General features: G+C 71.6%; 13 protein-coding genes and 1 pseudogene. 7 read left to right on the top strand and 7 right to left on the bottom strand.

What is annotated here, in order from left to right; all coding sequences use genetic code 11:
- From ACTWQH_RS31825 to ACTWQH_RS31805, 5 genes are all read right to left on the bottom strand, one after another.
- A partial coding sequence (locus ACTWQH_RS31825; protein WP_443290289.1) for a hypothetical protein occupies positions 1–591 on the bottom strand: 591 nt, incomplete at its 3' end.
- A gap of 14 nt (positions 592–605) precedes the next feature.
- Positions 606–1505, bottom strand: a complete 900-nt coding sequence (locus tag ACTWQH_RS31820) for a carbohydrate ABC transporter permease (RefSeq protein ID WP_443290288.1) — start codon at positions 1503–1505, stop codon at positions 606–608.
- The gene (locus ACTWQH_RS31815; protein ID WP_443290287.1) at positions 1502–2467 is read right to left on the bottom strand and encodes a carbohydrate ABC transporter permease; all 966 of its coding nucleotides are present in this window, start codon (positions 2465–2467) and stop codon (positions 1502–1504) included. The genes ACTWQH_RS31820 and ACTWQH_RS31815 overlap by 4 nt, the downstream gene beginning before the upstream one ends.
- A 46-nt stretch (positions 2468–2513) precedes the next feature.
- Positions 2514–3815, bottom strand: a complete 1302-nt coding sequence (locus ACTWQH_RS31810) for an ABC transporter substrate-binding protein (protein ID WP_443290286.1) — start codon at positions 3813–3815, stop codon at positions 2514–2516.
- Between the two features lie 473 nt (positions 3816–4288).
- Positions 4289–5794 carry an MFS transporter gene (locus tag ACTWQH_RS31805; RefSeq protein ID WP_443290285.1) on the bottom strand — a complete coding sequence of 502 codons (1506 nt, stop codon included), beginning with the start codon at positions 5792–5794 and terminating at the stop codon, positions 4289–4291.
- A 153-nt stretch (positions 5795–5947) separates the two neighbouring features.
- Here ACTWQH_RS31805 and ACTWQH_RS31800 point away from each other — a divergent pair, with 153 nt between their 5' ends.
- The 3 genes from ACTWQH_RS31800 (at position 5948) to ACTWQH_RS31790 (ending at position 8111) form a co-directional block, all read left to right on the top strand.
- Positions 5948–6445, top strand: a complete 498-nt coding sequence (locus ACTWQH_RS31800) for a MarR family winged helix-turn-helix transcriptional regulator (RefSeq protein ID WP_443290284.1) — start codon at positions 5948–5950, stop codon at positions 6443–6445.
- Positions 6446–6531: 86 nt separating this feature from the next.
- Positions 6532–7047: a hypothetical protein gene (locus ACTWQH_RS31795; RefSeq protein ID WP_443290283.1), complete on the top strand. Its 516-nt coding sequence runs from the start codon at positions 6532–6534 to the stop codon at positions 7045–7047.
- A gap of 128 nt (positions 7048–7175) precedes the next feature.
- Positions 7176–8111, top strand: a complete 936-nt coding sequence (locus ACTWQH_RS31790) for a hypothetical protein (protein ID WP_443290282.1) — start codon at positions 7176–7178, stop codon at positions 8109–8111.
- A 138-nt stretch (positions 8112–8249) separates the two neighbouring features.
- On the opposite strand, the gene ACTWQH_RS31785 is transcribed toward ACTWQH_RS31790, so the two are convergent.
- On the bottom strand, positions 8250–9080 hold the full coding sequence (locus ACTWQH_RS31785; protein ID WP_443290281.1) for a rhamnogalacturonan acetylesterase: 831 nt from the start codon (positions 9078–9080) through the stop codon (positions 8250–8252).
- 400 nt (positions 9081–9480) lie between these two features.
- Positions 9481–10116: a TIGR03085 family metal-binding protein gene (locus ACTWQH_RS31780; protein ID WP_443290280.1), complete on the bottom strand. Its 636-nt coding sequence runs from the start codon at positions 10114–10116 to the stop codon at positions 9481–9483.
- 35 nt (positions 10117–10151) lie between these two features.
- On the opposite strand from ACTWQH_RS31780, the gene hisI reads away from it, so the two are divergent.
- The 4 genes and pseudogenes from hisI to ACTWQH_RS31760 form a co-directional block, all read left to right on the top strand.
- Positions 10152–10526 (top strand): phosphoribosyl-AMP cyclohydrolase, encoded by a 375-nt coding sequence (gene hisI, locus ACTWQH_RS31775; RefSeq protein WP_443290279.1) that lies wholly within the window; start codon positions 10152–10154, stop codon positions 10524–10526.
- Positions 10527–10537: 11 nt separating this feature from the next.
- Positions 10538–12112, top strand: coding sequence for an anthranilate synthase component I (locus ACTWQH_RS31770; RefSeq protein WP_443290278.1), 1575 nt, complete (start codon positions 10538–10540; stop codon positions 12110–12112).
- Positions 12109–12729, top strand: coding sequence for a TIGR02234 family membrane protein (locus ACTWQH_RS31765; RefSeq protein WP_443290277.1), 621 nt, complete (start codon positions 12109–12111; stop codon positions 12727–12729). The genes ACTWQH_RS31770 and ACTWQH_RS31765 overlap by 4 nt, the downstream gene beginning before the upstream one ends.
- Before the next feature lie 158 nt (positions 12730–12887).
- Positions 12888–13082, top strand: a pseudogene (locus ACTWQH_RS31760) (HGxxPAAW family protein); the annotation flags it as partial.
- Positions 13083–13185: the final 103 nt, after the last annotated feature.

Below are 13185 nucleotides of genomic sequence, written 5' to 3'. Positions count from 1 at the left end.
CGCCAGCAGCCCGCCGACCAGCAGCGCCAGCGGCAGCAGCATCCACACGAAGACGCCGCACATGACGCAGGCGAACGCCAGCAGCACCGAGCCCCCCGGGTCGCGCCAGGTCTGCTCCGCAGCGCGCCGCAGCAACTGCGGCCAGGCCGACGCCCAGTCGTCCGGTTCCCGCGCGTCCCGCGCGTCCCGCGCGTCCCCCACGTCCTCGGGCCGCCACGCCACGGCCGTCCGCAGCAGCAGCACCGCCCAGGCCGCGATCAGCAGCGCCGAGACGGCGACCACTCCGCCCGAGCCGGGAACCACCCCGGCCTGACCGAGCGAGAGATTCCACAGCAGCAGCAGCGCCGCGCCCGTGAAGCCCAGGGCCGGCCGCCACAGCGACCGGCACGCCTGGACGAAGTCCCGCAGAGCGTCGGGCACCCGCACGCTCCCGCCCGTCAGGTGCCGCCGCAGGTGCGCCGTGCCGGCCGCCAGCGCGGGGAGCGCGGTGACGACCGGCAGTGCGAGCAGGCCGACCATGACGCCGGTGATCACGACCTCGCCGAAGAGGCTGAAGCCCACCGTCCAGCGCTTGACGCCCGGCTCGCTCATCGCCCTCGCCGTCCTCACTTCAGCCCTGTTGTGCTGACGCCCTCGACGATATAGCGCTGGAAGAGGGCGAAGAACAACAGAACCGGCACCAGCGACAGCATCGCCGCCGCCATCTGGCCGCCGTAGTCGGACGTCGACGTCTGGTCGACGTACTGGCGCAGCATGAGTGGCAGCGTGTAGTTCTCCGGGCTGCGCAGGTAGATCAGCGGCGCCAGGAAGTCGTTCCAGCTCCAGATGAACGCGAAGATCGACGCCGTCGCCAGCACCGGTCGCATCAGCGGCAGCATGATCGACCAGTAGATCCTCGCGTGCCCGGCCCCGTCGATGCGGGCCGACTCGTCCAGCTCCCTCGGCACCGTCCGCATGAACTGCACCATCAGGAAGACGAAGAACGCGTCCGAGGCCAGGAACTTGCCGACCAGCAGCGGCCAGTAGGTATCCACCCAGCCGAGTTCGTTGAACATGATGAACTGCGGAATGATCACCACGTGGTACGGCAGCAGCAGCGTCGCGATCATCAGGGCGAAGTAGACGTTCTTGCCCACGAAGTTGATGCGCGCGAACGCGTATGCCGCCACCGAGCACGACAGGCACACGCCGATCACCGAGCCGACGGCCAGATACAGAGAGTTCACGAAGAACGTCCAGAAGGACACCCCGCCGATGCCGTCGAACGCGGTCTTGAAGTTGTCCAGCGTCGTGTTGTCGGGTATCAGGCCCGTCTCGCCGAGGATCTGGTTGCTCGGCCGGAAGGACGACAGCAGCATCCACGCGGCCGGATAGAGCACCACGACGAGCAGCCCGATCGAGAACAGGTGGAACAGCCAGGTGCGGCCGGCACTCCGGCGCCTGGCCCGGCGGATGGGTCCGCTCCCGGCCGTGACGGTGGGCCGCGTGCTGGTGGTGGTCGTCATCGTCCCTCCCCGGCGTAGTACACCCAGTACCGCGAGGTCCTGAAGAAGATCAGCGTGATGATGCCGACCGCGATGACGAGGAGCCACGCCATGGCGGCGGCGTAACCGAGCTGTCCGCGCGGGCCGAAGCCGCTCTCGTAGAGGTAGAGCGTGTAGAAGAGCAGCGAGTTGTCCGGTCCGTGGCCGCCCTGCGCGATGATGTACGCCGAGCCGAAGACCTGGAAGGAGTGGATCGTCTCCAGCACCAGGTTGAAGAAGAGCACCGGCGAGAGCATCGGCAGCGTGATCCTGGTGAAGCGCCGCAGCGGGCCGGCGCCGTCCACCTGCGCCGCCTCGTACAGCTCGTTCGGGATCTGCTTCAGGCCCGCCAGGAAGATGACCATCGGCGCGCCGAACTGCCAGGTCGTCAGCAGGACCATCATCGGCATGATCAGATCGGGATTGCCGATCCAGCCGCCTTCGGGCAGGCCGAAGACCTGACCGATGTTGTCGACGGCGCCGTCGTCGTTGAAGATGGCGCGCCACACGATGGCGATGGAGACGCTGGCCCCGATCAGCGAGGGCGCGTAGAACAGCGATCTGTACGCGCCCTGGCCGCGCCGCCTGTTGTTCAGCAGCATGGCCACACCCAGCGCGGCGGCGAGCTTGATGGGCGTTCCGATGACGGCGTACTTGACGGTGACCCAGACCGAGTCCATGAAGAGCGGGTCGTCGAAGAGCCGCTCGAAGTTGTCGAACCCGATCCACTCGCCGCCGCGGATCGTGTGATAGTCGGTGAAGGCCAGATAGGCGGAGGCCGCCATGGGACCGGCGGTGAGCGCGATGAATCCCAGCAGCCACGGGGCGAGAAACGCGTATCCTGCCCGGTTCTCGGAAGCGCGGCGCGACGGCCGTCCGGGGGACGGCCGTCGCGCGTTCGCGCTGCTCTTCCGGGCCGGTCGCGCCTCAATGGTGTCGGTCACGAGGAGCTTCCGTTCCGTGTGGGGCGTTGCGTTGCGGTCGTCCGGATCACTGGGTGATGATGTTGGTTTCCAGCGAGTCGAACACCCGCGAGACGAATTCATCGGCGTCGATGCTCTCGTACCCGAACTCGTTGCCGATGATCTCCACGTACTCGTTCTCCACGGCGCCGAAGCCCTGCGCGTGAACGGGGCTCTCCTCGGTGATGTACCCCTCTTCCTCGACGCGGCGCTCGTACTCGATCACCTTCTCGTCGAAGCTGCCGGGCTCGACATCCAGCGCGTCGAGCCGTCCCTGCGAGGCGGGAACGCCCAGGTCGGTGCCGATGATCTGGCCGGCTTCCTTGTTGTTGACGAGGAAGTCGATGAGCATGGCCGCCTCCTGGGGATGATCGGTGTTCGAGCCGATGGAGTACTGCATGCTGGGCTTGAAGAACATGTGCTTCTGGCCGTCGGCGCCGCTGGGCACCGGCATCAGCTCCAGGTTCTCCGTCTCCAGCTCGGCCCCGTATCCCGCGAGGAAGTTGTCCCAGGTGAACTCGGTCGGCGCCTCGCCGGCGTTGAAGGCGCCGAGCGGGCTGAGCTGATCGCCACGCTCGGCGGGGAAGGTGTACTCGTAGCGGATGTCGTCCGCCGTGGCGAGCCAGTCGCTCAGGTCCTGCTCGGTGAAGTTCCACTCGCCGTTCTCGGCGAACGGCTGGATGCCCTGCTGCAGGAGGTGCTGGATGAACAGCCACCACACCGTGGTGTAGTCGCCGCCGCCGTAGACCTTCGGGTCCCGGTCGGCGCCCGCCTCGGTCACCTCGGTGACGAAGTCGTTGTAGTCCTCCCAGGTGTAGTCCCAGTCGGGCGCCTCGACGCCGAGCTCCGCGAGCAGGTCGGTGTTCACGAGCATCGCCAGTGTGTTGGTCGAGACGGGAACGCCGACCTGCTGCTCGTTCACCACGCCGGCGCTCAGGACCTGCTCGTCGATCTGGGACGTGTCGAGCGACTGCCCGACGAACTCGCTCATGTCATACAGCAGACCGTTATTGGCATATTCCTGGATATAGGAGTTGTCCATCTGCAAGACGTCAGGCAGGTTGCCGCCCGTTGCGTCCGTGCTGCGCTGGGTCCAATAGTCCGGGAATTCGGCAAAGCTCGTCTGAACCTTGATGTCGGGATGCTGCTGCTCGAACAGATCCACAACCTGCTCGTAACGCGAGGCGCGCTCGTCCGCTCCCCACCAGGTGAAGTTCAGCGTGACCTTGCCGTCATCACCGCCGCCGTCGTCGCTGCCGCAGGCGGTGAGGGTCAGCGAGCCGACGACGGCTATCGCGAGCCCACGTGCCGCGGTCTTCCTGATTGACATAAGAGCCTCCCTGCTCTGTCAATTGCGTAACGGCACTTCATAAGCGGTGTCATCGCATGGGCAGCTCTTCATGACACCGGAAGTGAATCGTTACAATACCGCCGGGTTGTGTGGAGGCAACCGGGCGGCCGATAACTATTCGGAAACGCCGTCGAGATGGTGGCGTCGTGTCATCCGCGCCTCGGCGCGGGGGTGCGGTGACTCCTTTCGGCTCCTCGGTTTCCCGGATATGAATCGATTCATTTCCGGGTCGCCCCGAGGCCCCGGCCAGCAACGGACGGGGTGGGGGCGGCGCGGCGACGGCGTTCGTGCAGCAAGCGCTTTCAGGTTTCCCGGAGTCTTGCAACGACGCCCGCGTACGTCAAGGGTTGGGCGGAGGTGCCGCCTGACGCCGCGGAGCTGATCCTCCGCCAGGCCCTTTGGGCCTGCCTGGGAGAGGCCCCAGGCAGGCCCCATCGATCGCCCGAAGAGGGCTAGCCGGCCGCCCTCCCCGCGGTCTCGACGGGCGCGGCCCCGTCGCGTGGCGCGGGGCCCGGCGCCGCCGTGGCGCGGCGGGGGAGGAGGAACGTCGCCGCCAGCGCCGCGGCGAGCAGCGCGGCGTTCAGCAGCAGCGTGTCCCGGAAGCCGTCGCCGATGCCGTCCGCCAGCGCCTCCGGCGTCGCCGCCCCGGCGGCGGTCTCGCGGATCCGCGAGAAGTAGTACGTGCCGATCGCCGCGATCCCGACGGCGGCGGCGAGCTGCGTCACGGTGTTGAACAGCGCCGACCCCGACCCCGCCTGCGCGGGCGGCACGTCCGCGAGCGTGAGCTGGATCAGCGGCGCGACGACCAGGCCCATCCCGGCGCCGCCGATCAGCACACTCCAGAACATGGCGCCGAAGCCGGTCGCCGTGGTCGCGTCCTCCGCGACGGTGACGGCCATCAGCAGCAGCCCGAGGGCGAGGACCACCAGCCCGGCCTGCACGGTCAGCCGGCCGATGCGGGGCATCAGCACCGCCGCTCCCAGCCCGGCGAAGACGGCGACCGCCAGCGACCAGGGCACGACCGTCAGCCCGGCCGCGATGGGCCCCATGCCGACGCCGACCTGCAGGAACTGCATGACCACCATGAAGTAGCCCATCACCGGGACGAAGAAGAGCAGCTGCACCAGCAGCCCGCCGTACAGCGAGCGGTAGCGGAAGAGCGTCACCTCCAGCAGCGGCGTCCTCCCGCGCCGCTCCGCGCGGCGCTGCTGCGCGACGAAGGCGGCCAGCACCGCGCCGCCCGCGAGCAGGCAGCCGGTGGCCCAGCCCGGCCAGTGCGTCTCCTCGGACGCGGCGATGAGCGGGTAGAGGACGAGCAGCAGCGCCGCCGTCGAGACGAGCACGCCCGGCACGTCGAGCCGGGGTGCCTGGGGCGCCCGGCTCTCCGGGAGCAGCCGCACGGCGGCGTACGCGGCGGCGATGCCGGTGGGCACGTTCACCCAGAACACGAGCCGCCAGCCCGTGCCGCCGAGGTCCGCCTCGGTGAGCAGCGGGCCGAGGATCGGCCCGAGCGTGGCGGCCAGCCCTGCCAGCGAGGCGAACGCCGCCATGGGCCCGCCGCGTTCGTGCGGGGCGTACATCACCTGGATCTGCGCGAGCACCTGCGGCACCATCGCCGCGCCGAAGAGGCCCTGGACGACGCGGCTGGCGACGAGCATCTCCGGGGAGACGGCCAGGGCGCACAGCGCCGAGGCGGCGGTGAAGCCGATGACGCCGATGAGGAAGACCCGCTTGCGGCCGGCGATGTCGCCGAGCCGGGCGCCGCTGATCAGTCCGGCGCCGAGGGCGAGGGTGTAGCCGCTGAGCATCCACTGCAGTTCGGCCGGCGAGGCGTCGAGGTCCTCCTGGATCGAGGGCAGCGTGACGTTGAGGATCGTGACGTCGATGAGGTCGATGAAGGCCGCGAGCAGGATCGCGACCAGGGCCAGGGTCCGGGACCGTCCGGGCGGCAGGGACACCAGTGGCTCCTCTCTGCGTTTCTCCCCGTTTCTCCGCGTTCTCGGGGATGGCATACGGTGGGCGTCGGGCAGCGTTCGCTGCGCGGTGCATTATCTGCACGGCGCAACATCTGCACCGTAAAGATAAATATCCCCCGGGGAGGCGTCAAACCCATGGCCACGGCCGAGCGGCGGCAGCCGCGGCGATCACCCGCGCTGATCGACCAGATCCTCGACGCGATGCCGGACTGGGCCACCGCGACGGTGCAGCTGAACGAGCTGGTCGCGGCCCGGCTCGGCCTGTCCACGACGGACCTGCGCTGCCTGCACGCCCTCAACAGCGGCGGCCCGGCGACCGCCGGCGCCCTCGCCGCGCGCATCGGCCGCACCACGGGCGCGGTCACGCGGATGCTCGACCGCCTCGACCGCGCCGGCTACATCCGCCGCGTCGCCGACCCCGCCGACCGCCGCCGGGTGGTCGTCGAGCCCACCGAGAAGGGCCTGACCGAGGTGCCGGCCTACTACGAAGGCATGGGCCGGCGCGGCACGGAGCTGCTGTCGCGCTTCGACGAGCACCAGCTGCACGCCGTGCTGGAGTTCGTCACCAGGGGCCGCGACGACGCGCTGGCGGAGGCGGAACGCCTGCGGGCGGAGCCCGGGTCCCAGCCGTAGGAGGGCTGGACGTCGGCGACGCCGCTCCGGAGCCGTGATGCGGGTGGCTGGCCGGCTGCTCCGCTGTGCGGTCGGTGGTGGTTGTGGTGGACGTTCCACACGTCCTCACCGCCGCTTTCCGGACCATGCAGCTGGCAGAACGGTCGAACGACCCCGCCGAGGTCGCCCACGCCTACCGCACCGTAGCCACCGACCTCGCCGGCGCCGGCATGCCCGGGGCAGAAGCCGGCATCCTCCCGCTCGCGCTCCTCTCGCTCCGCGTGCGCCACCAACGTCCCGCGCCCACGGACCCCGACCTCGACTGGGGCCCCTCCCGTCCCTGGGCCCAGCCCCTCCTCGACCTCGCCCGCGGCAACCTCGCAGCAGCCCGACACGCCGCCACCACCCTGCCCACGCCCCCTGCTGACCACCTGTATGACTCGCTCTGGGCCGTCAACGCACAGACAGCGATCCTGCTCCAAGACGAATCACTCGCCACACAAGCGCACGACGCCCTCTCCCCCCTGCGCGGCGAGATCGCGGGCGGAGCAACCGCCATCATCACCTTCGGCCCGGTCGACGACATCCTGACGGCCCTCGATCAGCACCTCGACCGGCGATAACGCCCACCCGCCGAACGGAAGTCCCCCCGCAACGCCGGGCCTCCGTGGCAGAGCCGGGCGGCGTCGACGAGCTGGACGGCCGGGTCGCTTCCGCTGTGTTCCTCTCCGTGCATGGCACAGTCGTCACCGTGTCGTTGGACGAACTGCCGGCCTGGTTGCCGGCCTGGTGCGTGGACCAGTTGGGGGACGAGCCAGTCAGTGTGCTCTTCGAGCTGCGGTCGATCTCGGCGGTGTTCGGGCTGCGGTTGGCCGGTGGGCGGGACGTCGTGGTGAAGGCGCGGGAGGACGAGGGCCGGGCCGCGTCGTGTGTCGCCGCGCAGGCCCGGTTGGCGGAGCGGGGGTTTCCGTGCGCCCGGCCGCTCACGCCCGTAGTCGGCGTCGGTGCGCTGGCCGTGCACGCCGAGGAGTCCCGGCCCGGCGGTGAACTGCTGCGCGGCGACTCGCCGGAGGTCGCCGTGCGCTGCGCGGCGGTGTTCGCGCGGCTGATGGCCGAACTCGCCGACGTGACGGTCGCGCCCCCGCTGCCGAACCCGCGCTGGGTGCGTTGGGACCACACGGATTCCGGGCTGTGGCCGGCGATCGAGTTCCTCGATGAGCGAGACCAGGGCGCCGTGCCCGCGTACGTCGTCGACACGGCCAGCCGGGCCCGCAAGCGGATGCTGGCCAGCGACCTGCCCTGCGTGCTGGGCCACGCCGACTTCGAAGCGCAGAACCTCCGCTGGCACGACGGCCACGTGTGGGCCGTGCACGACTGGGACAGCCTGGCGTGGCAGCCCGAGGCGGCCCTGGCCGGTGCGGCATGCGGAGCGTTCGCCAGCGCCTCGCCACCCACCCTGGCCCCGATCGAGAGCTCCGCCGCGTTCCTGGCGACCTACCAGGATCTGCGGGGGCGCCGGTTCACCGCGGAGGAGCAGGAGATCGCGTGGGCGGCCAGCCTGTGGCCGGCGGCGCACAACGCCCGCTGGGAGGCCCTGCACGGCGACCCCCCGGTGTCCTGTGACGCCGTCCGCGCACAGGCGGCCGAACGCCTCCGCCGAGCGAACGCCTGGCCACCCGCCTCCTGAGACGGCACAGCCGAGGCAACCGCATGGGCCTGCGCAGGGGCGCTGCCGCCTGGCGTGGAGCGCGTGCGCCGACGGGCGGGGAAGGGCGGTCCGGGCGCCCGTGGTGGTTGGGGGCCGGTGGGCGCCCGGACCGGTCTGTTACGGCGCGGCGGCTACCGCCGCGTCCGCGTCGATGCCCTGGACATGACCGGCCAGCGGCACGTCGAGCTGGGCGACGTCCGTGGCGATGAGCCGGGCGATCTCGGTGGCGCCGTAGGTCTGGAAGTGGGTGTCGTCCTGGGTGCCGTCGGGACGGTTGGGGTACTCCCCGGGGTCGGTCCACAGGAAGACGTCCTTGGCCGCCTCGGGCCCGATCGAGTCGAGGTAGGCCCGGCTGGAGGCGGACAGGTCGACGAACGGCACGTCCTCCTCGGCCGCGACCTCGGTGGCGGCCTGCACGTACTCCGGGAAGGAGACGTTGAACAGGCCGGTCCCCGGGTCGTAGTCGCGCCGCGAGACCGGCGTGAAGACCACGGGGATCGCGCCGCGCTCCAGGGCGCCGCCGATGTAGTCGTTGCGCAGGTACTCCTTGTAGTCCTCGGGCGAGGTGTAGCGATCGGGGATGGTGTAGCTGGCGTCGTTGTGGCCGAACTGCACGAAGAGGTAGTCGCCCGGCTGGATCACGTCCAGGATGGCGTCCAGCCGGCCCTGCTCGACGAAGCTGCGCGAACTCCGGCCCCCGATGGCGTGGTTCTCGACCGCCACGTCGTCGGTGAAGAACTGGTGCAGCTCCTGGCCCCAGCCCTCCTGCGGCACGTAGTCGGCGCCGTAGGTCTGTGCCGTTGAGTCGCTGGCGATGTAGATCGTCGGCGCCTGGGCCGCGGCCGCCGCCGCTTCGTCGGCGGCGGATTCGCCAGGCGCGGCCAGTCCCACCCCTGCCGCCGCCGCGATGGCGGCCAGCGCGGCGGACGCGGCTCTGAGGATTCTCATCCGTCACTCCTGTGTGCTGGAACCGGGCGCGTGCCAGCACGGTCGTGAATCGATTCATTCAACGACATGGGCGACGGTTCGGCAAGCGCTTTCTGGGTCGCGGGAAGCTTTCCACCGCATAACAGACGGGTCAACCTGCGCGAACCGGTGCTGCGCCGAGCGGTCGTGGAGCGGTCGTGTGGCGCGCCGAACGGTCATCGCTCGCGCGGTCGTGGCGCAAGCGGGAATCGCCGCCGCATGACGACCGAGCGCCCCGGGCGGCCCCAACGCCCGCTGCTGGCGGGAGCGTCCGTGACGCCGCACCCCCTCGCAGGGGCCGTCGGCCCCCCGGCCCGCCGAGGCCCTCCCGGGCGATGTTGGGCGGAGCCCCCGCAGCCCGGGCCACGCCGGCCACGCCGGACTACGCGAAGCCCAGCTTCGCGGCGCGCAGCTTGGCCACGGCGTTCTCCTCGCCCTCCAGCTCCACCCGGGCCGCGTCCTGCCGCCCCGAGGCGAAGAGCAGCAACTCGCCGGGCTCGCCCGTGACCGTGACGACCGGGATGCCCTTGTGCGCGACGGCGGTCTGGCCGTTCGGGCGGCGCAGCACCATGCCCACGGGGCTGCGGCGGCCCATGACCCGCGCCGAGGTCTCCAGGCGCTTCCACAGCGCGTCGGCGAAGACCGGGTCCAGCTCGCGCGGCGTCCAGTCGGGCTGCGCGCGGCGCACGTCCTCGGCGTGGATGAAGAACTCCACCGTGTTCGCCGCCTCGTCGACCGGCTTCAGCGCGAAGGGCGACATCCGGGGCGGGCCGGTCCTGATGAGCTGGACCAGCTCCTCGTACGGCCGGGCGGCGAACTCGCTCTGCACGCGCTCCATCCGCGCCGCCAGTGGCTTGATGATGATGCCGCCCGCGGCGTCCGCCCGGCGCTCCCGGACCACCACGTGCGCGGCCAGGTCACGGGTCGTCCACCCCTCGCACAGGGTGGGTGCCTGCGGGCCCGAGGTCTCCAAGAGATCCGCGAGCAGCAGGCGTTCACGCTTCGCATGGGTAGACATGCACCCAGCCTACGTCCCGGCGGCAGAATGGAGCCATGTCCTCCGATTCCCCAGAAGCCGTCCCCGGCCTCGATCCGGCCATCGCCGCCCGGCTCAAGCGCAACGCCGACGGGCTGGTCGCCGCCATCGCCCAGCAGTACGACACCGGCGAGGTGCTGATGCTGGGCTGGATGGACGACGAGGCGCTGCGCCGCACCCTCACCACCGGGCGCTGCACGTACTGGAGCCGCAGCCGCCGGGCGTACTGGACCAAGGGGGAGACCTCCGGGCACATCCAGCACGTCAAGTCCGTCGCACTGGATTGCGACGGGGACACCGTGCTGGTCAGGGTTGACCAGGTCGGCGCGGCGTGCCACACCGGGGACCGCACCTGCTTCGACGCCGGGCAGATTCCGCTGGTGGGGCAGTAGGCTCATCGGGCATGACGACCAGGACAACCAGGACGGCCGACAGCGCGGACCCCGTGGACTCCGCGGGCCCCGCAGGTCCCGCGGGCCCCGTGGACCTCGACCTGGACCGGTTCCGGGTGCTGGCGAAGGACCGCCGGGTGATTCCCGTCACCCGGCGCCTGCTCGCGGACGGCGACACCCCGATCGGGCTGTACCGCAAGCTCGCCGCCGGACGCACCGGCACCTTCCTGCTGGAGTCCGCCGAGAACGGCAGGACCTGGTCCCGCTACTCCTTCATCGGCGTACGCAGCGCCGCCGCGCTGACCGTGCGCGACGGGCGGGCGCGCTGGCTGGGCCGGCCGCCGGTCTCCGTGCCGACCGGGGGTGAGCCGCTGCACGTGCTGCGTGAGACGCTCCAGGCGCTGCACACGCCGCGCGAGAAGCGCCTGCCGCCCTTCACCGGCGGCATGGTCGGCTACCTCGGCTACGACGTGGTGCGCCGCCTGGAGTCGATCGGCGACAGCACCACCGACGAGCTGCGGCTGCCGGAGCTGACGATGCTGCTCGCCTCCGACCTGGCCGTTCTCGACCACCGCGACGGCACGGTGCTGCTCATCGCCAACGCCATCAACCACAACGACCTCGACACCGGCGTCGAGGAGGCGTACGCCGACGCCGTGGCGCGGCTGGACGCCATGACCGCCGACCTCGACCGCCCGGCACCGGCGGGGGCCGCGCCGCTGCCCGCGCCCGAGCTGCCGCCCTACGCCGCGCGCTGGGGCGGGCCCGCCTTCCAGGAGGCGGTCGAGACGGTGAAGGAGTACATCCGCGCCGGCGACGCCTTCCAGGTCGTGCCCTCCCAGCGCTTCGAGACGCCCTGCTCGGCGAGCGCCCTCGACGTCTACCGGGTGCTGCGCGCCACCAACCCCAGCCCGTACATGTACCTGTTCCGCTTCGACGGTTTCGACGTGGTCGGCTCCAGCCCGGAGGCGCTGGTCAAGGTCGAGGACGGGCGCGCCCTGCTGCACCCCATCGCGGGCACCCGGCCGCGCGGGGCCACCCCGCGCGAGGACGCGGCGCTCGGCGAGGAGCTGCTGGCCGACCCCAAGGAGCGCGCCGAGCACCTGATGCTCGTCGACCTCGGCCGCAACGACCTGGGCCGGGTGTGCCAGCCGGGCACCGTGGACGTGGTCGACTTCATGTCGATAGAGCGCTACAGCCACGTGATGCACCTGGTCTCGACCGTCACCGGGCAGCTGGCTCCGGGCCGCACCGCCTTCGACGCGCTCACGGCCTGCTTCCCGGCGGGCACCCTCTCCGGCGCGCCCAAGCCGCGCGCCATGCAGATCATCGAGGAACTGGAGCCCACCCGGCGCGGCCTGTACGGCGGCTGCGTCGGCTACCTCGACTTCGCGGGCGACGCCGACACCGCGATCGCCATCCGCACCGCGCTGCTGCGCGACGGCACGGCGTACGTCCAGGCGGGCGCGGGCGTGGTCGCGGACTCCGACCCGGTGGCCGAGGACCGCGAGTGCCAGGCCAAGGCGGCGGCCGTGCTGAGGGCGGTGGCGGCGGCCGAACGGCTGCGAGGTAGCTTTGAGGGGTGACTTCTGACCCCGCCGCCGAGGCGAACGCCGCCGGCCAGCGCGCCACACGCCGTGCGCTGGCCGTCGCGCTGCTGTGCGGCGCCGTCGGCGCCGCCGCGGTGCTGATCGCGGCGGGGCAGACCTGGGGCGAGGGGGAGGCCGCGGCGGGCGACGCCGAGCTGCCGGTGACGGCGAGCGGCAGCGCGGTCTCGGGGCTTCCCAGCGCGCTGGCGCTGGTGGGCCTCGCCTCCCTGGTCGCGGTCTTCGCGGTACGCCGCACCGGCCGGGTGGTCGTCGCCGGGGTGCTGGCGCTCAGCGGGGCCGGGGCGGTGGGGGCCGCGCTGCTCGGCGCGGGGGACACCGACGCGCTGGAGGCGAGCGCCGCGGACACGATGGGGCTCACCGAGGCGGCCGTCACCAGCGTCAGCCACACCGGCTGGCCCTGGGTCTCGGCGCTGGGCGGCCTGCTGCTGCTGTGCGCCGGGCTGCTCGCGCTCAGCTACGGGCGGCAGTGGCCCGCCATGTCCGGGCGGTACGAGCGCGGGGAGCGGCGCGCCTCCCGCCGTGCCCGGCCGGTGGACCCGGACCGGCCCGAGGACCTGTGGCGGGCCCTGGACCGCGGTGAGGATCCGACGTGAGCCTGTTCGCTGTCAGCGGCTCCTGCGACAATCGCGATGTCCCCGCAACCCCTGGAATCCCCGCAGTCCCCGCAGTCCCCGCAGTCCCTGGAATCCCCGCAGCCCCTGCCGGACGCTGCCGATAACCATCACGACCAGCCACGAGGAGAGCACCACCCATGGCGGGCAAGCACTACCACCACGGAAATTCCCCTGCCGCCTGGACCGCGGTCATCATCGTCTTCATCGGCTTCGGCGTCGGCGGCGCCTTCACGGTGATGGCCGAGCCGCTGCTCGCTCTGGCGGGCGGGGGCGGCATCGTCGCGCTCGGCGGCATCGTCGGACTGATCATGCGCGCCATGGGTCTTGGCCAGGCCCCGGCGGTCGTGGGGGGGGGGGGGGGGGGGGGGGGGGGGGGGGGGGGGGGGGGGGGGGGGGGGGGGGGGGGGGGGGGGGGGGGGGAGGGGGGGGGTGGGG

Source organism: Streptomyces sp. 6N223, assembly GCF_052246635.1.
In the GTDB taxonomy this organism is placed as follows: domain Bacteria; phylum Actinomycetota; class Actinomycetes; order Streptomycetales; family Streptomycetaceae; genus Streptomyces.
This window is presented reverse-complemented; position numbering and strand designations above follow the sequence as displayed.

What these genes read in the sequence shown, in the direction of transcription:
- ACTWQH_RS31780 (WP_443290280.1), bottom strand. Translation starts at nt 10,116, where the DNA reads ATGTCTACCCATGCGAAGCGTGAACGCCTGCTGCTCGCGGATCTCTTG.
- ACTWQH_RS31820 (WP_443290288.1), bottom strand. Translation starts at nt 1,505, where the DNA reads ATGACGACCACCACCAGCACGCGGCCCACCGTCACGGCCGGGAGCGGA.
- hisI (WP_443290279.1), top strand. Translation starts at nt 10,152, where the DNA reads ATGTCCTCCGATTCCCCAGAAGCCGTCCCCGGCCTCGATCCGGCCATC.
- ACTWQH_RS31785 (WP_443290281.1), bottom strand. Translation starts at nt 9,080, where the DNA reads ATGAGAATCCTCAGAGCCGCGTCCGCCGCGCTGGCCGCCATCGCGGCG.
- ACTWQH_RS31800 (WP_443290284.1), top strand. Translation starts at nt 5,948, where the DNA reads ATGGCCACGGCCGAGCGGCGGCAGCCGCGGCGATCACCCGCGCTGATC.
- ACTWQH_RS31810 (WP_443290286.1), bottom strand. Translation starts at nt 3,815, where the DNA reads ATGTCAATCAGGAAGACCGCGGCACGTGGGCTCGCGATAGCCGTCGTC.
- ACTWQH_RS31770 (WP_443290278.1), top strand. Translation starts at nt 10,538, where the DNA reads ATGACGACCAGGACAACCAGGACGGCCGACAGCGCGGACCCCGTGGAC.